The sequence below is a fragment of the Mycobacterium sp. 1465703.0 genome, from assembly GCF_001672975.1.
Classification (GTDB): Bacteria; Actinomycetota; Actinomycetes; order Mycobacteriales; family Mycobacteriaceae; genus Mycobacterium.
On the sequence record NZ_LZKU01000288.1, the window covers coordinates 1 to 17,794 of the forward strand.

A 17,794-nucleotide genomic window follows, 5' to 3' on the forward strand; every position below is an offset into this window, starting at 1 on the left:
ATCCACCGGGCGTACGCGCGCATTTCCCATGAGGCAACGAATCACCCTTTCGCGCGCATTTCAGACGAGTCAACGCGGTCGGACCCCGACGGTAGGCTCGAACACATGTTCGATAGATCGCAGCGGGCGCGGGTGATCGCTCACTTTGACGAGCTGTTCGAGCGGAATTACCCGTCGCGGACTCCGGTGTCGGCGGGCTTGCTGGAGCGGATCGGTGCGTCGGCACGGGCGGAGAACCGGGCGGCGGCCGCCCAGCTCACGGCCGTTGGTGAGTTGTTCGGCTATCGGCTCTCGCGTTGTGCGGAGACCGAGGATTGGGCGGTCGACACGGAGGCGGCGGTCAGTGCGGAGGTGGCTGCCGAGTTGCGGATCAGTCAGGGGCTGGCCGCTAGCCGGGTGCGTTATGCCCGGGCGATGCGGGAGCGGTTACCGGAGGTGGGCGCGGTGTTCGCGGCCGGGGATATCGACTACGCGATGTTCCAGACGATCGTGTTCCGCACCGATTTGGTCGTCGACCCGCAGGTGTTGGCCGCGGTCGACGCCGAGCTTGCGGTCAAGGTGGCGCGCTGGCCGTCGATGTCCCGGGGACGTCTCGCCGCACAGGTGGACAAGGTCGTGGCCAGGGCCGATGCCGACGCGGTGCGACGGCGCAAGGAGTTCGTGGCCGACCGGAAGTTGTCGATCGTCGATGTCGAGGGCGGTCTGTCGCACATCGAAGGCAGCCTGTTCGGCCCGGACGCGCATGCCCTGAAGCGGCGGCTGGACGCGTTGGCGGCCACGGTGTGTGAGCACGACCCGCGCACCCGTGAACAGCGCCGCGCCGATGCGTTGGGTGCCTTGGCTGGGGGTGCGGAGCGGTTGGGGTGCCGGTGCGGGCGCCGCGATTGTGCGGCGGGCAAGCGGCCCGCGGCCGGGCCGGTGGTGATCCACGTGATCGCCGAGGCGGCCTCGCTCGAAGGTCGCGGCGGCGTGCCGGCCGCCGAGGTGGGCGCCGAGGGCTTGATCGCGCCGGACTTGATGGCCGAGTTGGCCGCGTCGGCCAGGCTGGCACCGCTGACCCACCCCGGTGATGCGCCGCCCGAGCGCGGTTATCTGCCGTCGAAGGCGCTGGCCGATTTCGTGCGATGCCGGGACTTGACCTGCCGCTGGCCCGGCTGCGACCGTCCGGCGACCGAATGCGACCTGGACCATACGATCCCCTATGTCGAAGGCGGGCCCACCCACGCTTCGAACCTCAAATGTTATTGCCGCACACACCATTTGGTGAAAACTTTCTGGGGCTGGCGGGAAAAGCAGTTGCCCGACGCGACGCTGATCTTGACCTCGCCTGCCGGGCACACCTACGTCACCACCCCGGGCAGCGCCCTGCTGTTCCCGAGCTTGTGCGCGCCCACGGGCGAACTCACCGCGACGGAGGCCGGAACCGAGGCCCGAGCCGACCACTGCGCCGACCGCACGGCGATGATGCCTCGACGACGACGCCGCACCCGCGGCCAAGACCGCGCCATCCGCATCGCCACCGAACGCCGGCACAACCGACAGGCACGACTGGCTAGTCGCGCCCCCTCGGTGAGCCGCTCGTGGCCCACCGCCTACGGCCCCGATGACGATCCGCCGCCCTTCTAGCGGCATGGAGGGTCGCGGGACCGGGTAGCCCGCGGCTATGGACATCACCGTCACGTTCGTCGGCAATGCCACCACTCTCATTTCCGTCGGTGGGCTGACGTTGCTGACCGACCCCAACTTCCTGCACCGGGGGCAACGGGCTTATCTCGGCCACGGGCTGGTGTCCAAGCGGCTCAAGGAGCCGGCGCTGAGCCTCAGCGAACTTCCGCCGGTCGACGTGATCGTGCTGTCGCACATGCACGGCGATCACTGGGACAGGGTGTCGCAGCGGGGCCTCGACCACGATTTGCCCGTCATCACCACCCCGCATGCCGCCAAACGGCTTCACCGGCGTGGTTTCGCGCAGGCGCGAGGCCTGACGACGTGGCAGCAGCACACGATGACGAAGGACGGCACCACCCTCACCCTGACGTCATTGCCCGGCCGCCATGCGCCGGGCTGGAGTCAGCGACTGCTCCCGCCGGTGATGGGCACCATGGTGGAGGTCACCGCCGACGATGGCTCACCCCGGCGACGGCTCTACATCTCCGGCGATACCTTGCTGGTCGAAGAGCTCAACGAGATTCCCGCGCGGTTCGACCCGATCGATGCGGGCATGCTGCACCTCGGCGGCACCCGGCTGCCGGCCGGCGGACGGCTTCCGTTCGGATTGACCGTGACCATGGACGGCCGCCAGGGCGCCGAACTCGTTGCGCTGCTGGCCCTCCCGAAGGTGATCCCGGTGCATTTTGACGATTACGCGGCGTTCGCGTCGCCGCTGGCTGACTTCACCCGGGAGATGCAGCACCGCGGCCTGGGGGACCGGATCGTCGCGGTGGACCGCGGCGCGTCGGTGACAGTCTGAGAGGCGGCCGGTATCGGGCAGGTTTCCCCCGACCAGCAAATGTCAAATCGTTCTCAGCGTTAGGTATAGGGTGTCCTAACAACCCGCAGTCGAACTGGGAGGAGCGACCGCAGGTAATGGGCTTCGACGTGCAGAGTTCCAAGGTTCTTCGCGGCCTGGTTAACGCAAATTTGCTGAGGCGTTCTCAGCGTGGGCATTGTGAGATGTGATGGATCTTTTTGCACCCCCCGAGGTCACCTCGACGCTCATCCACAGCGGGCCGGGAGCCGGCTCGCTGATCGAGGCCGCCGGTGCCTGGCAGCGGCTGGCCGTCGAGCTGGAGAATTCGCTCTCCACTTACGCCTCGACGTTGTCGTCGCTCATCGAGTCCTGGGACGGGCCCTCGTCGATGGCGATGCTGCAATCTGTCCAGCCCTACCTGCTCTGGCTGCGCGAGACCGCGCAGCAGGCGTCGCAGATGGCCACCTCGGCCGACGCCGCCGCGTCGGCATTCACCCAGGTTCGGTCTACCGTGGTGCACCCCTCGGTGGTCACTGCCAACCGCACCCGCCTCAGGCAGCTGCTGGCCACCAACCGGTTCGGGCAGAACACGGCGGCCATCGCCCAGGCCGAGGGCGAATACGGCACCATGTGGGCGAACAACTCGGCGGCGATGACGCGTTACCAAGCGTCATCGTCGCAAGCGACCGGACAGCTGTCCCAGTTCAGTTCGCCACTTCCCGACACCACCCCGGACGGGACGGCAAACCAGGAGCAAGCGGTAAGTAAAGCCGCCGGTACCTCAGCCGGCACAGTCGGCTCCAAAGTGCAAACTATGTCGTCGCTCCTAAGCTCCCCATCCGACTCGTCTCTCGCAGGCCTCTTCGGCGCCGACGGTGATCCCAACAGCGGATGGTTCGGCTACTGGAGCACCTGGGGCAACCAGTTCATCTCGTCCGGTTTCCCCATCAACATGCTCAGCTATCTGGCGCAGAACACGTCGGCCAGCGCGCTGCAGAGCGTGGGCGGCGACATCGGCGCCGGCCTGTCAGAAGGCTTGGGGGCGGCGGCCTCGGCGAGCCTGTCCAATGCGGTCAGCGACGTCGGCGCCGGAATGGCGCCGACGGGTGCGATGGGCGTTGGCGTGTCGCTGGGCAAGCTGACCGCGCCCCCGGCCGTGGTGGGGCTGTTGCCTGGCACCCAGACCGGGGTGCAACTCGCGTCCGCGGCGTCGCCCCTTCCCGCGACGGAATCGGGATTCCCGTTGATGCCGATGATGGTCCCGCCGACGGCGGCCTCGGCCGGCACCGGCTGGCGCAAGCGTAAACAGCAGAAGTACGAGGACGTCGCCTTCGGCCAAGAGGTCAAAGGCAAAGTAATGCCTCGAAATCCATCGGCGGGATGAGCCGAAGCGATGGTGCCCCACCACCGCGGACGCCGAATCCCGCCACCCGGTAGGTCAACGGCGATCCGCAGTAGGCCACCGCGTGTCCTGATCGGATCGCGAACTGCCGGACGGGCTTTCGCCCGGACTTCGCCCCATTCACGTACTTCTCCAAGGTAAAGCCTCGATGGATTTTGGGATACTCCCGCCGGAGATCATCTCGGCGTTGATCCACGCCGGACCCGGCGCGTGGTCATGGATCCAAGCCGCGGGCATGTGGCAGGATCTGAGCGCCGAACTGGAGCAATCCGCCGCCGGGTACACCGCGGAGCTGGCCTGGCTGTCCACCACGTACCAAGGTCCGTCCGCGACAGTGATGGCCGAGGCGTTCGAGCCCTATCTCGACTGGTTGCGCGTCACCGCGCAGCAGTGCCAGCAGATCGCCACCTCGGTGGAGGTCGCTACCACGGCGTTCGAGTTGACGCACTGGACGGTGGTGCATCCCTCGGTGGTCGCCGCCAACCGGGCGCGGCTGGCGATGTTGGTGGCCACGAACTTCTTCGGGATCAACTTTCCCGCCATCGCCGAAACCGAAGCCGAGTACCAGGCCATGTGGGTGACCAACGCGGCAGCGATGTTCCGCTACGCCGCGACTACGGCGAGCGCCATGAGACTGCCGCAGTTCGCGCCGCCGCCCCAAGTAGCCAATCCGGCCGGCGTGACGACGCAGGCCGCTGTGCTGCCCGCCACGAACACCACCAGTTCGGGCATGATGACGGCCGCCAACCTGTCACTGGGAAGCCAGGATCTCCTCGCCTCCAGCACCTTCGGCCTGAATCCGGACTCGGGCTGGTTCAGATATTGGAGCACGTGGGGATGGCAGCTCATCGCGAGTGGATTCCCGGTCAACCTGCTCAGCTACCTCGCCCAGCTCAACACCGCCCAGGCCCTGCAGGGCGGGGTGGCCGGCGACATTTTCGGCGGCCTGTCTGAAGGCACGGCCGCGCTGTCGTCGGAGACAAGCCTGGTCGGCGCGGTCGGATCGTCGATGGCGCCCCGGGCGGCTCTGGGCATCGGGGTTTCGCTCGGCAACCTGACCATGCCGCCCGCGACGGTGGGAATGCTGGGATCTTCGGCACCGGTGCAACTGGCATCGGCGGTCTCCGCACTACCGCCGGGGGCCGGCCAGACACCGATGCTGCCGATGGCCCCGATGCGCCCGACCGCAGCCCCGGCGAGTGGCCGCCGGGGTAAGGGACGTGACTACGACGATATTGAGTACGGCGCGGAGCTTCCCGGCACCGTGATGAACAGGCCGCCGTCGGCGGGGTAGCGCTGATTGCGCGATTCCATCATGCGGTTGCGCACGATGTGTTCGACGAGGATCGGGACGAAGGTCTGCACCGGTGCGTCGATGAATCGTTGCGCCGTCTCTTCGCACCAGCGCTTGATCTGAGCGGTCCGCCGCTCGTCGCCGAGCGCCTCGTGCCTGGCCAGTTTCTCGGCCACGTCTGCCACCGATCGCCCCACCGAGGCCCGGATGACCGGGGAGACCTCGGGGTCGGCGGGCCCTAGCACGTCGTCGAGTGCCTGACGGGCGACGCCTTCGTCGGTGTCCGGCAGGATGACGTGCAGGGTGATGTGGCGGCCATTCTCGCCCATCACGATGACACTGACCGGCTCATCGCTGGTGAAACCCAGTAATTCGATTGAGTGCCCGTCGATTTCAGCCAGCGGCGGCGTGTTGTCCCAGCCGTTGCGGTGATAGCCCACCATGACGATCTGCCCCAGCGGGTCGGACAACGACGCCACCAGACCCGGCAGTTCTTGGACGAGGTCCGTCGACCGCGGCCACCAGGCGCCGTCGATGTGCTCGGACACAGTCCGATAAGGCTTGAGCTGCAACCGCTTTGATTGATCCATTTCATTCACCTGCTCGCCGACTCGCCGCGAAGGTTCTGACGACCCCGCTACCGTCAAGATCATCACGGGCAGTCGGCGATCGCGACGCCAGCGAGTGGCCGTGGGGTTTACCGATCATGAACAACGAGCCGCTGTCGGACTGCGACGGACCGGTTGCGAAGATGGTTCGGTGCAGATGGCTTCAAATGTTCAAGGCCAGGTGTGGCGCCGCGGCAAGGCGCAGGACGACTTTGAGTTCGACAAGATCTCGGACTATCTGACCCAACGCGACACCCTGGTGTGGGCCGACCTGTGCGAACCGGACCACGACACGCTGAGCGGGCTGGCCGCCGAACTCGGCCTGAACCACTGGGCGGTCGAAGACGCCGTGGCGGCAGCCGAGCGGGTCAAGGTGACACCGTATGAAACCCACACTTTCTTCACCGTCTATGCCGTCGACGTCGCAACGGACGCCGCCGATGTGTCGCAGCGCATGCTGTCCATGCACCGCATTTCGGGATTCGTGCTGCCGCAGGGGCTGATCACCGTGCGCCTGTCGTCCGACTTCGACGTGGCGCAGGTGACCCGGCGATGGCAGGAGATCGGGGCGCTGAGCTACGGCGTCGGCGCACTGGTGCACGGCCTGCTCGACGTGGTGGTCGACAGCCATTTCTCGGCGGTAGAAGCCCTCGACGACTCCATCGAAGCCATCGAGGACGAGCTGTTCGACGGCACGCCGCACAAGGGAATCTTCCAGCGCCGCACCTTCCGATTGCGCAGGGATCTGGTGAATTTGCGCCGGGTCGCCCTTCCGATGCGCGAAGTGGTCAATGCCATTGTGCACCATCGTGTTTCGGATGGTTCCGACCGAAGGCTTGACCCGCTTTACGCCGACCTCTACGACCACGTGCTGCGGGTCTCGGAATGGACGGAGTCGTTGCGCGACATACTCACAACCATTTTCGAAACCAATTTGTCACTGCAAGACGCCCGGCTGAACACCGTCATGAAGAAGCTGACGGGATGGGCGGCCATCATCGCGGTGCCGACCGCGATCACGGGTTTCTACGGGCAGAACGTGCCCTACCCGGGCTTCGGCACCCATGCCGGATTCGCGGCCAGCACCGGGGTGATACTCGTCTTGATGGTGGTGCTCTACCTGATGTTCAAGCGACGAGATTGGCTGTAAGAAGGGTCACCGCACGACGCGGTAAATTTCAGGACCCGGACGCCGCGCCCGCGTACTTCGGGCAGTACGCCTTGATGCTGACCCCGACGAAGTAGCCGGCGTGATAGCTGTCCAGAGTGCTGCTGGACAAGACGTTGTTCGCGACGTCTTCCGGCTTTTGGCCCATATCGAGTTCGTGGCACACGGTGTGAGCGGAATTGATCGCGGCGTCGGGCGACTCGTAGTTGATGCCTTTAGCCTTCAGCGCGGCCAGAAATGCGTCATCGGCGGAGTTGGCCTGCGCGGTCGCCGATGCTGCCAGCACGCCGAGCAACCCGGCCAGCGGCACGCCGCCGATCGCCAACAGCGATATCCGCCGGTTGGGCTTGCGTATCTGGGTGGTCGTCATTTGTGATACTCCCGTGGAACAGAAGTGCCGAGGCTTGCTGAAGGCGCGGCTAGTTCGGATGTTTGCATGTCGTGGTGTCGCCCGGTACCGCATTGCCGATAATGCGGTGTGTGCCACACAAGGGTTTGCTCCACGGTCGGACGCGCGTTACCGGCGAGCCCTCGTCGACGCGCCGTCGGTGATCTGACGCGATGGCATACCTGCGATGGTTGTGGCTCGCTGTGGTGGCGATATGCGTTGTCGGCTGCGGTGTGCGGGATGTCTCGGCGGCCACCGCACGAGACATTTCCGGCACTTTTCGATCCGGCGGCATGGACCGAACCTACCTGTTGCACGTGCCGGCGGGCGACCCTGTCGGTCTGGTGCTCAGTTTGCACGGCGGCGGCGGTAGCGGCATCTCGCAGCGCGGCCTGACCGGCTTCGACAACGTTGCTGACGTTCATGACCTGTTGGTGGTCTACCCCGACGGTTACGACAAAAGCTGGGCCGACGGGCGAGGCGCCTCGCCCGCGGATCGCCGGCACATCAACGATGTCGCTTTTTTGGTCGGGTTGGTGAGCAAACTGCAGAACGACTACCGCATCGCGCCCGGGCACGTCTTCGTGACCGGCATGTCCAACGGGGGCTTCATGAGCAACCGGCTGGCATGCGAACGCGCCGACATCTTCGCCGCGGTCGCGCCGGTCGCCGGGACGCTGGGCACGGGAGTGGCCTGCAATCCGTCGCAGCCGGTGTCGGTCTGGGAGGCCCATGGGACCGCCGATCCGCTGGTGCCCTTCAAGGGTGGGACGGTGCGCGGACGCGGTGGGGTCAGCCACTCCATCTCGGTGGACAGCATGGTGGGCAAGTGGCGCTCGGCCGACGGATGCCGGGGCGATCCGTCGATGCAGGCGCTGCCCGACGTCCGCGACGGCACCCTGGTGCGGCGGTTCGAATCCACCGCGTGCGCGGCGAACACCGAAGTGATCTTGTACAAGATCGACAGTGGCGGGCACACCTGGCCGGGCGGCAAGCAATACCTGCCCGCGGCCGTCATCGGCCCCACCACCCGCGCGCTCGACGGGTCCGAGGCGATAGCCCAGTTCTTCCTCGCGCACGCCCGGGACTAGGCCCGTGACACGGCCGACCGTGTCAGCGCTGGCAAGACGGGCACCAGTACGTCACCCGTTCTCCCGACTCGTCGAAGTTGATCCGGGTGCCGCAGCGACGGCAAGCCTGTCCCGATCGGCCGTAGACCCATAGCTGCCGGCCGGGCCGGGTGTCGCCGGTGGTGCACCGATTCCAGCGAAACCGATTGAGCCACAACATGTCCCGTGCGCGAGAGACCAGCCGATGGGGATCGGCAATGTCGCTCACCGGTGCGGTGGGCAGATGCCCGGTGAGGTAACACAATTCGTTGCTGTAGACGTTGCCGACCCCGGCCAGTACCCGCTGGTCCAATAGCGCCTCGGCGATCGGCCGGTCCGGCTTGGCCGTCAGATTGGCGGCGGCCAGCGCCGGGTCCCAATCCTCGCCCAGCAGATCGGGTCCCAGATGCGCGACGGCATCGCCGTCACGGTCGCGGTCCAGAATTTCCAGCACGCCCAGGTCGACGCCGACGGCGCGGGCTGTGCCGGTTTCCAAGATGATGCGTGCCCGATGGTCGACCCGCACCGGGCGGTTGCCGACCCGCCAGCTGCCGTCCATCTTCAGATGCGAGTGGATGCTGGCCGGTCCCACCCGGATGAACAAGTGCTTCCCGCGGCTGAGCACCTCATCGACCACCTGCCCGGTGAGATCGACGGTGGCGAACCGCGGCACCCTGATGTCGCAGCGGGTCAGGGTGCCGCCGACCAGGTGCTCGCGCAGCACGGCCGCGGTGTGCCAGACGGTGTCACCCTCGGGCATGTCAGCGCAGCCGCATTCCGCGCGGGGTGCGGGCGAACCCGGCGTCGGACAGCGCGTCCGCCGCACCGGGGCCGTCGGCGCGGGACTGCAGGGCCGGCACCCCGTCGATGCGTTCGACCAAAATGGACGCGACTCGGCGGGAGGCCACCAGGTCGGCCAGCGCCGTCGCGGCGGCGTGGTGGGCGGCGGCGTCATCGGTGAAGGTCAGCAACGACCGCCCGCCCCGCTCCAGGAACCAGGCCAGCTCGCCGTCCACCAGCACCACCAGCGCCCCGGCTTTGCGGCCCGGGCGTGCCGCCGGCCCCGCCCCGTCGCCGCGGGAGGCCGGCCACGGCAGCGCGGCCCCGTAGGGGTTGGCCGGATCGGCGGCGGCCAGCACGACGGCTCGGTATTCCGGTCGTTCCGGGTCGATGCCGTCGGAGTAGCTGCGCAGCCGGTCGACGGTCGACGCAACGGCGAACTGGGCCCCGCCCAGCGACTCGATGAAGTAGCCGCGCTGGCACCGGCCCGCGTCCTCGAAGGTGCTCAGCACCTTGTACAGGGTGGCGAAGCCGCCGGGCACGCCCTCGGCGGTCACCGCGCCACGGGTCAGCACGCCGTGGCGGCCCAGCAGCAGTTCGGCTTGGTAGTGGGCGCGCAGCGTGGAATCCGGCTCAGGGACCGGCAGGATCGACCACCGGCCGGCCACTGTCGGGTCGGCGGGGCGGGCCTGCGGGTGCGCGACGCTGTATCGGCTCAGCCGCGGCGGGCGATGCGACCGGTGCGCGGACGCCGAGCGCCTGCGGGTTCCGGTGCCACCGAGCAGGGCGCGCACCGGGGCAAAGGTGTCGCCGGTGATCCAGCCGGCCCAGATCAGTTCCCACAGCGCGGCTTTGAGCTCGGATTCGGGGAGTCCGCTCTGCGTGAGTTGGCGGAAGAAGTAGGCGCCGCCCGGGGCCAGCGTGTCCAGCACGGCGCGATGGGCGTCACCCAATTCGATGTCGGCGGGTCCGGGCAGCGACAACGGCGCGGACTCGCTGGGGTGCAACGCGATCCAGCCGTCGCTTGCCGAAATCGACCCGGCACCCGACCAGGTGACCTCACCCGTGGCGAGCAGTTCGTCGAGCAGCGCGGGGGAGTAGTCGCGGACCCGGGGAGCCAGCACCAGCGGCTCGATCGCCGAGGCCGGCATTCGTACGCCGGCCAGCTGGTCGATCACCGACATCAGGCCGTCCAACCCGAAGTGGCCTGAGGAGCGCGATGATTCGGCCGACCCCAGCCGATGCCAGGCCGGCAGGAACCGCCCGTAGGCGGCGGTGCTGACCGGCTCGACCTGGGCGCGCAGCGCCGCCAGCGATCGGCGCCGCAGGATGCGCAACACGTCGGCGTCGCACCACTGCTCGGCGCCGGCCACCGGTGTCGCGGGCGTGTCAGGCGTGGCGACGAAGTCGCCGCGCACCAGCCGGCCATCACCGGCCAGCCGGCCCAGAATGTCGGCGGTCACCCGCAGCCCCAACCCGAACCGGGCGGCGGCCTCGGCCGTGGTGAACGGCGGATGGGTGCGTGCATAGCGGCCCAGCAGTTCGCCCAGCGGGTCGGCTACCTCCTCGGTGAAGGCGGCCGGCACACCGAGAGGAACCGCGATGCCGATGCCGTCGCGCAGTCGGCCGATGTCCTCGATGGCCACCCACCAACTGCGCCCGGCGAACGACACCGTCAGCGCGCGCCGGGCCGCGCGCAGGCCTTCCAGCCAGCCGCCGACGTCGGCGCCACCGGCGCGGGTGGCCACTTCCTCCTCGGTCAGCGGCCCCAGCAACCGCAGCAGATCCGCGACGGCCTCGGCGTCGCGAGCGGCCCGGTCGGGCGAAAGGTGCTGTAGTTGGCGGCCGGTGGCCGCGATGATCTCCGGATCGAGCAGGTCGCGCAGTTCCACCCTGCCCAACAGCTCGGCCAATAGCGTGCTGTCCAGCGACAGCGCGGCGGCCCGGCGCTCGGCCAGCGGGCTGTCGCCCTCGTACATGAATGCGCCGACGTAGCCGAACAGCAGCGAGGCCGCGAACGGCGACGGCCGCGGCGTCTCGACCTCGAGCACCCGCACCCGCCGCTGGGCGATGCCGGTCATCAGCGCGGTCAGGGCCGGGACGTCGTAGACGTCTTGCAGGCATTCACGGATGGTCTCCAGCACCACCGGAAAGTCGGGATATTTGCGGGCCACTTCCAGTAACTGCGCGGCACGCTGGCGCTGCTGCCACAGCGGCGAGCGCCGGCCCGGGTGCCGGCGCGGCAACAGCAGGGCGCGGGCCGCGCACTCGCGGAATCGCGATGCGAACAGCGCCGAGCCGCCCACCTCGGCGGTGACGATCGGGTCGATCTCCTCGGCGTCGAACACGAAAAGGTCTGCGCCGGGCGGTGTTTCGCCGGAGTCGGACAGCGTGTCGGGTAGCCGCACCACGACGCCGTCGTCGGAGGCGGTGGGCTTCTCGTCGATGCCGTAGCGCTCGCGCAGCCGGCGGGCCACCGCCAGTGCCAGCGGTCCGTTCACCGGTAGCCCGTACGGCGAGTGCAGGATCACCCGCCAGTCGCCCAGTTCGTCGCGGAACCGCTCGACCAGCAAGGTGGTGTCGGTGGGGACCACACCGGCGGCACTCCGTTGTTCGTCGAGCAGTCCCCACAGGTTGTCGGTGGCGTAGCCGTCGAAACCCAGTCCGGCGCAACGGGTGTCGAACGCCTCCCGGTTCAGGCCGGCCAGCTCGCCGGTGAACGCGCCGAGCGCGGCGCCCAGCTCGGCCGGGCGGCCAAGGCCGTCGCCGCGCCAGAACGGCAACCGGGCCGGCTGGCCGGGCGCGGGGATCACCAGCACCCGGTCGTGGGTGATCTCGGTGATCCGCCAGCTGGTGGCGCCCAGCGAGATGACGTCACCGGGCCGCGACTCGTACACCATTTCCTCTTCGAGTTCGCCTACCCGAGAGGGCTTTTCGGCTTCGGAAGCGAGGTAGACGGTGAACAGGCCGCGATCGGGGATGGCGCCGCCGGAGGTGACGGCCAGCCGCTGCGCACCGGGGCGGGCGGTCAGCGTGCCGGTGTCGCGGTCGTAGACCAACCGCGGTCGCAGCTCGGCGAACTCGGTGGACGGGTACTTGCCGCTCAACAGGTCCAGGGTGGCTTCGTACACGCTGCGCGGCAGTGTCGCGAACGGGGCGGCCCGCCGGACCGTGTCGAACCAGCGATCGGCGTCCAACGGTTCCAGTGCGGCCGCGGCCACGGTCTGCTGCGCCAGGATGTCGAGCGGATTGGCGGGCACCCGCATCGTCTCGATCTGCCCGGTCAGCATGCGCTGCACGCTCACCGCGCAGCCGATCAGGTCGGTGCGGTGCTTGGGGAACAGCACTCCCTGCGAGACTTCGCCGACCTGATGGCCGGCCCGGCCGATGCGTTGCAGGCCGCTGGCCACCGACGGCGGTGCCTCCACCTGGATCACCAGATCGACGGCGCCCATGTCGATGCCCAGCTCCAGGCTCGACGTGGCCACCACCGCCTTGAGCAGCCCGCGTTTGAGGTCCTCTTCGACCAGGGCGCGTTGTTCCTTGCTGACCGAGCCATGGTGCGCCCGGGCCAGTATCGGGTCCGCGCCATAGGTCTGGCCGCTGCCCATGATGTGCGCCGGGGCGCCGCCGGCCACCTTCGGATTGGCGTCGGTGGACAGGTCGACGCCGCTGCGTTCGGCGTGAATCTCGTTGAGGCGGGCGGTAAGTCGTTCGGCCAGTCGCCGCGAATTGGCGAAGACGATGGTCGAGTTGTGCGATTCGATCAGGTCGACCAGACGATTCTCGACGTCGGGCCAGATGGTGTTGTTGGCCAGGTTGGCCATGTCGGGCACCGGCACCTGCACGGTGAGCTCGACCGTCTTGGCCGACGGCGGGGCCACGATGGTGGTCGGCGCCTGCCCGGACAGGAACCGGGCGAGTTCCTCGGGCGGGCGCACCGTCGCCGACAACCCGATGCGCTGGGCGGGTTTGTCCTCCCGCAGCGCGTCGAGGCGCTCCAGCGACACCGCCAGGTGTGCGCCACGCTTACCGGCGGCGATGGCATGGATCTCGTCGACGATCACCGTCTGCACGCCGGCCAGGGTCTCGCGGGCGGCCGAGGTGAGCATCAAAAACAGCGACTCGGGTGTGGTGATCAACACGTCGGGGGGCCGGTTGATCAGTTGGCGACGGGCGGCGGGCGGGGTGTCACCGGAGCGGACCCCGACGCTGATGTCGGGGGCCGGCAGACCCTGGCGCTCGGCGATGCGGGTGAGCCCGGCCAGCGGAGTGCGCAGGTTGCGCTCGACGTCGACGGCCAGCGCCTTGAGCGGGGACACGTACAGCACGCGGGTGCCGGGCGGGCGCTCGGCCGAGCCGGCCAGGCTGTCCAGCGCCCACAGGAACGCCGCCAGCGTCTTGCCGGATCCGGTGGGGGCGATGACCAGGGTGTTATGGCCGTCGGCGATCGCGTTCCAGGCGTCGGTTTGCGCGGTGGTCGGCGCGTCGAAGGTACTGGTGAACCACTCGCGGGTGATCGCGCTGAACCGGCCCAGCGGGTCGGGGCGGCCGGACGGCCCGGATTCAGCGCGAGTGCTCACCTATCCATGGTGCCAACGACCACCGACAAGAGTCCGCTAGCGGGGCTCCAGGCGAGCGGTCGCCATCGCGTGGGACAGCTCCTCGGGAATCTCGGGCACCCGGGCGATGGCATCGAACAATGAGTGTGCGCACGCATCGGCGAGGCGATCGGCGTCGGTGGTGGGGTCGATGATGCGCTGCCGGCACAGCTCGAAGGTGAATGCCAGCCAGCCATGGCAGATCACCCGCAGGTCGCGTTCGACGTCGGGTTCCAGCTTGGTTCCCGGCACCTTGGCGGCCAGCAGGTCGTTGATTCGGCTCATGATGTGCTCGAGCTGACGGTTCTTGGCCTCGTCGTCGACGCCCAGCAGAACCGGGTCGGACCGGCCCAGGCCGACGTAGGCCGCCCACGCGGCTTCGGGGTTGTGCTCGTGGTAGGCCATGTAGGCCATCACACCGGTCCGGACCTCTTCGTACATGGTCAGGCCGTGGGCGTCGTCCATGTTGGTGTTCTCGTACAAGCGGTCGGCTTCGTCCTTCACCACCGCCGCGAAGAAGGCGCGCTTGTCGGGAAAGTAGTGGTACATCAGGGCCCGCGACACCCCGGCGCGTTCCGCGATCTCATCGATGCGGACCTCGTCATAGGGTCGCTTCCCAAAGACTTCTGCCCCTAAAGCGAGCAGCTCAGCGCGTCGATCCTCAGGGGACAAGCGCCTGCGGGCTGTCGGCATGTGTCAGATAGTACTCATAGGACATCAGGCGCCGACCCACATCGTATTCATCCGAACCGCACCCCCTGCGCAAGCGGCAACTCGCCGGAATAATTGACGGTATTGGTACTTTGGCGCATGTAGGCCTTCCAGGAGTCGGTGCCGGATTCCCGTCCGCCACCGGTTTCCTTCTCTCCACCGAACGCGCCGCCGATCTCCGCGCCGGACGTGCCGATGTTGACATTGGCGATTCCGCAGTCGGATTCGGCTAAGAACCGCTCGGACTCGCGCAGGTCAGTGGTGAAGATGGCAGACGAAAGGCCCTGCGGCACTCCATTATTGAGCGCGATGGCCTCGTCCAGCTCGTCATAGGTCAGTACATAGAGGATGGGCGCGAACGTTTCGGCGGCCACGATGGCGGTCTGCGCGGGCATCCGCACCAGGGCCGGCGTGACATAGTACGAACTCGGATGTGCGGGAACGCCGCAGTGCGCGCGCTCGCCGCCGATGACCTCGCCGCCGTCAGCGCGCGCCTGCTCGAGTGCCCCCACCATGTCGCGGTAGGCGGTCTCGTGAATCAAGGGCCCGACCAGCGTGCCCGGTGCGGACGGGTCACCGATGGGCAGCTGGCGGAAGGCCGACACGATGCGGCCGACGACCTCGTCGGCCACCGAGCGGTGCACGATCAGCCGGCGCAAACTCGTACAGCGTTGACCGGCGGTGCCGGCGGCGGCGAACACCACGGCCCGCACCGCCAGATCCAGGTCGGCCGATGGCGTCACGATGGCCGCGTTGTTGCCGCCCAACTCCAGCAGCACCCGGCCGAATCGCGCGGCGACGCGCGGACCGACCTCGCGGCCCATGCGGACCGAGCCGGTCGCGGACACCAACGCGATACGTCGGTCGTCGACCAACAGCTCCCCGAGGTCGCGGTCGCCCAGCAGCAGCGAGCTCACCGCGGGCGGGGCGCCGACATCGGCGGCGGCCCGGCCGATCAGCGCCGTAGTGGCCAGCGCGGTCAACGGCGTCAGCTCGGAGGGCTTCCACACCACCGGGTCCCCGCACACCAGCGCCAGCGCGGCGTTCCAGGCCCACACCGCGACCGGGAAGTTGAACGCCGTGATCACCCCGACCACACCCAGCGGATGCCAGGTCTCCAGTAACCGGTGGCCGGGGCGTTCCGACGCGATGGTGCGGCCGTAGAGCTGGCGCGACAGGCCGACGGCGAACTGGCAGATGTCGATCATCTCCTGAACTTCACCGGCGGCCTCGGAGGTGATCTTGCCGACCTCGCACGTCACCAGGGTTGCCAACTCGTCCTTGTGCGCGGTCAGCAGCTCGCCGAGGCGCGCCACCAGCGCGCCGCGAACCGGCGCCGGGGTGCTGCGCCACACCGAAAACGCTTGGGCGGCTTCGCCGATCACCCGCTCGGCTTGCTCGGGTGTGGTCGGTGTGACGGTGAAAAGCACCTCGCCGGTGATCGGTGTGCTGGCCGGCAAGCCGTGTCCATCCGGTTCGCCGAGTGCGATGTCGGCCCCCATCGCCTGCAGGGCGTCGCGCACCCGGGCGCGCAACTGGTCGGCTGTGGGCATGTTCACTTCGGTGCCTCCTGGGAGAGCGCTTGGTAAAGGGAGTAGGGGTCGTGAATCTCGCGGTCGATCGACCTGGCCAGCCACTGCGCGTCGTAGCCGGAATCATCAGGGACATCACCATTTCCGACGCCGGCGTGGGCGTCGTCCAGGTTCGACCGGAAAATCCCCGCGGCCGATGCGGGCAGGAAGTCCTCGTAGACGATCGGCGCCGACGGGTCACCGCCGCGGTAGTAGGCGAGTCCTTCGGCGGCCATCCGCTCGTCGGTGCTCGGGAAGTGGTTCGCCCACTCGGCGGCCGGGTCGGCGGCGGCCATCGCGCGGTCGTAGCGTTGCCGGCCCTTCGGCGTCAGGGCGACGCCTCGGGCTTCCACTTCGCCGAAGCGCACCCGTAGCGTCCCTTCGCTGACGCTGCCGTCGTCGCCGCGGAACCGGCGCGGTTCGGCCAGGGCGCGAAATGATGTCTGGCGCAACAACACCGTAGGTCCGTCGGTGCGCGGCGGGCCCTGGATGGCCTCGATCATGGTGATGCCGCGCCGGGTCATCCGCTCATAGAGATCGTCGATGTCGAGCACCCGCGGCGTCAGGTGGTTGATGTGGGTGGAGCCGACGCCGGCGATGTCGGCGGCTACCGCGGAGACCCGCGCCAATTCGTCATACCAGGATCGCTCGATCGGTTCGCCGGACAAGGCGAACGCCGCAACCGCAGCCGAGACGAATACCCGCGCGTGGTCGGCATCGCAGCCGCCCTCGGTGGCGATGATGCGCGCCCGGCTGAGCAGCGCGGGGTCGAATAATTGGCGCCGGGCCAGGAAGGCATCGACGCGACGGCGCAGGTCGGGCCCGAAGTAGCGCGGGTCGCGGGTGGCCAGCATCGAGGTGAATACTCGAAATGGATTCAGCGCGAGCTCTTTTGCGTCGATGGGCCGGAAGGCGGTGGACACCACCGGGACCGGCGCGGCCGCGCAGCGCAGATCGTAATACCCCACCGGCAGCATGCCGAACGCGGCGAAAAGATCGGCGACGGCGGCCAGCTCGGCCGGGCTGCCCACCCGGATGGCGCCGTGTCGCTCGGCGGTGACCCGCCGCAGCGAGCCGAATCGTTCGGCATTGGCATGGCGCGCTGCGTAATCGGCGTTGACCTGCTCGCTGACTTGGACCAGGGTGCGGTAGGCGGGCACCTCGGCGGCGTACATCGCCGACAGGCCTGCGGCGAATTGCGCCCGAAGCTGCCAGGTGTGCAGCCATTTCGTGCGGGTCACGGCGACCAATTCCTGCGATAGTCTCCGGCCATGGGTGAGACGCTCGACGATGTCGACCGGATTCTGGTGCGCGAGCTGGTCGCCGATGGGCGCGCGACGTTGGCGGAGTTGGCGGCCAGCGCCCGGCTGTCGGTCTCGGCGGTGCAGTCGCGGGTGCGCAGGCTCGAGGCCCGCGGCGTGATCTCGGGATACTCGGCGCGCGTCGATCCGGAGGCGGTCGGGCATCTGCTGTCGGCGTTCGTGGCCATCACTCCTCTGGATCCTTCTCAACCCGATGATGCGCCCGCCCGCCTCGAGCACATCGAGGAGATCGAATCGTGTCACTCGGTGGCCGGCGAAGAAAGCTACATCCTGCTGGTGCGCGTCGAGTCGGCCCGGGCGCTGGAAGATCTGCTGCAGCGGATCCGCACGACGGCCAACGTCAGCACGCGAAGCACCATCATATTGAATA

The 17,794-nt window shown here is 68.3% G+C and carries 14 protein-coding genes; 7 read left to right on the forward strand and 7 right to left on the reverse strand.

Annotated elements, in window-relative coordinates:
• Positions 1-105 precede the first annotated feature (105 nt).
• From A5625_RS27220 to A5625_RS27235, 4 genes are all read left to right on the forward strand, one after another.
• Entirely contained in the window at positions 106-1,626 is a 1,521-nt protein-coding gene (locus A5625_RS27220) for an HNH endonuclease signature motif containing protein (protein ID WP_067001822.1), read from the forward strand.
• A gap of 37 nt (positions 1,627-1,663) precedes the next feature.
• Positions 1,664-2,470, forward strand: coding sequence for an MBL fold metallo-hydrolase (locus A5625_RS27225; RefSeq protein WP_067001824.1), 807 nt, complete (start codon positions 1,664-1,666; stop codon positions 2,468-2,470).
• 208 nt (positions 2,471-2,678) lie between these two features.
• Positions 2,679-3,854: a PPE family protein gene (locus tag A5625_RS27230; RefSeq protein ID WP_067001827.1), complete on the forward strand. Its 1,176-nt coding sequence runs from the start codon at positions 2,679-2,681 to the stop codon at positions 3,852-3,854.
• Between the two features lie 166 nt (positions 3,855-4,020).
• Entirely contained in the window at positions 4,021-5,166 is a 1,146-nt protein-coding gene (locus A5625_RS27235) for a PPE family protein (RefSeq protein WP_067001831.1), read from the forward strand.
• Here A5625_RS27235 and A5625_RS27240 read toward each other — a convergent pair.
• Complete coding sequence (locus A5625_RS27240) at positions 5,097-5,756, reverse strand: DUF5994 family protein (RefSeq protein WP_082984579.1); 660 nt, start codon at positions 5,754-5,756, stop codon at positions 5,097-5,099. The two genes, A5625_RS27235 and A5625_RS27240, sit on opposite strands and share 70 nt — an antisense overlap.
• A gap of 175 nt (positions 5,757-5,931) precedes the next feature.
• Between A5625_RS27240 and A5625_RS27245 the strand changes: the two genes are divergently transcribed.
• The gene (locus tag A5625_RS27245) at positions 5,932-6,924 is read left to right on the forward strand and encodes a magnesium transporter CorA family protein (RefSeq protein WP_369830057.1); all 993 of its coding nucleotides are present in this window, start codon (positions 5,932-5,934) and stop codon (positions 6,922-6,924) included.
• A gap of 28 nt (positions 6,925-6,952) precedes the next feature.
• Here A5625_RS27245 and A5625_RS27250 read toward each other — a convergent pair whose 3' ends face one another.
• Entirely contained in the window at positions 6,953-7,312 is a 360-nt protein-coding gene (locus A5625_RS27250) for a DUF732 domain-containing protein (RefSeq protein WP_067001834.1), read from the reverse strand.
• Between the two features lie 191 nt (positions 7,313-7,503).
• On the opposite strand from A5625_RS27250, the gene A5625_RS27255 reads away from it, so the two are divergent.
• On the forward strand, positions 7,504-8,421 hold the full coding sequence (locus A5625_RS27255) for a PHB depolymerase family esterase (protein WP_067001837.1): 918 nt from the start codon (positions 7,504-7,506) through the stop codon (positions 8,419-8,421).
• Between the two features lie 22 nt (positions 8,422-8,443).
• Here A5625_RS27255 and nei2 read toward each other — a convergent pair whose 3' ends face one another.
• The 5 genes from nei2 to A5625_RS27280 are packed head-to-tail and all read right to left on the reverse strand — an operon-like array spanning position 8,444 to position 17,343.
• Positions 8,444-9,199, reverse strand: coding sequence for an endonuclease VIII Nei2 (gene nei2, locus A5625_RS27260; protein ID WP_067001840.1), 756 nt, complete (start codon positions 9,197-9,199; stop codon positions 8,444-8,446).
• A 1-nt stretch (position 9,200) separates the two neighbouring features.
• Positions 9,201-13,802, reverse strand: a complete 4,602-nt coding sequence (locus A5625_RS27265) for an ATP-dependent helicase (RefSeq protein WP_067001843.1) — start codon at positions 13,800-13,802, stop codon at positions 9,201-9,203.
• A gap of 36 nt (positions 13,803-13,838) precedes the next feature.
• Entirely contained in the window at positions 13,839-14,513 is a 675-nt protein-coding gene (locus A5625_RS27270) for a TetR/AcrR family transcriptional regulator (protein ID WP_067001846.1), read from the reverse strand.
• 47 nt (positions 14,514-14,560) lie between these two features.
• Entirely contained in the window at positions 14,561-16,090 is a 1,530-nt protein-coding gene (locus A5625_RS27275; RefSeq protein WP_369830058.1) for an aldehyde dehydrogenase family protein, read from the reverse strand.
• Complete coding sequence (locus A5625_RS27280) at positions 16,087-17,343, reverse strand: VOC family protein (RefSeq protein WP_067001852.1); 1,257 nt, start codon at positions 17,341-17,343, stop codon at positions 16,087-16,089. The genes A5625_RS27275 and A5625_RS27280 overlap by 4 nt, the downstream gene beginning before the upstream one ends.
• Before the next feature lie 30 nt (positions 17,344-17,373).
• Between A5625_RS27280 and A5625_RS27285 the strand changes: the two genes are divergently transcribed.
• The coding region (locus A5625_RS27285; protein ID WP_067001855.1) for an Lrp/AsnC family transcriptional regulator at positions 17,374-17,794 on the forward strand (421 nt) is incomplete at its 3' end.

Bases quoted from the DNA above. Each gene is read 5' to 3' on its own strand.
- A5625_RS27270 (WP_067001846.1), bottom strand. From the start codon at position 14,513: ATGCCGACAGCCCGCAGGCGCTTGTCCCCTGAGGATCGACGCGCTGAG.
- A5625_RS27230 (WP_067001827.1), top strand. From the start codon at position 2,679: ATGGATCTTTTTGCACCCCCCGAGGTCACCTCGACGCTCATCCACAGC.
- A5625_RS27255 (WP_067001837.1), top strand. From the start codon at position 7,504: ATGGCATACCTGCGATGGTTGTGGCTCGCTGTGGTGGCGATATGCGTT.
- nei2 (WP_067001840.1), bottom strand. From the start codon at position 9,199: ATGCCCGAGGGTGACACCGTCTGGCACACCGCGGCCGTGCTGCGCGAG.
- A5625_RS27250 (WP_067001834.1), bottom strand. From the start codon at position 7,312: ATGACGACCACCCAGATACGCAAGCCCAACCGGCGGATATCGCTGTTG.
- A5625_RS27245 (WP_369830057.1), top strand. From the start codon at position 5,932: ATGGCTTCAAATGTTCAAGGCCAGGTGTGGCGCCGCGGCAAGGCGCAG.
- A5625_RS27225 (WP_067001824.1), top strand. From the start codon at position 1,664: ATGGACATCACCGTCACGTTCGTCGGCAATGCCACCACTCTCATTTCC.
- A5625_RS27220 (WP_067001822.1), top strand. From the start codon at position 106: ATGTTCGATAGATCGCAGCGGGCGCGGGTGATCGCTCACTTTGACGAG.
- A5625_RS27240 (WP_082984579.1), bottom strand. From the start codon at position 5,756: ATGGATCAATCAAAGCGGTTGCAGCTCAAGCCTTATCGGACTGTGTCC.
- A5625_RS27235 (WP_067001831.1), top strand. From the start codon at position 4,021: ATGGATTTTGGGATACTCCCGCCGGAGATCATCTCGGCGTTGATCCAC.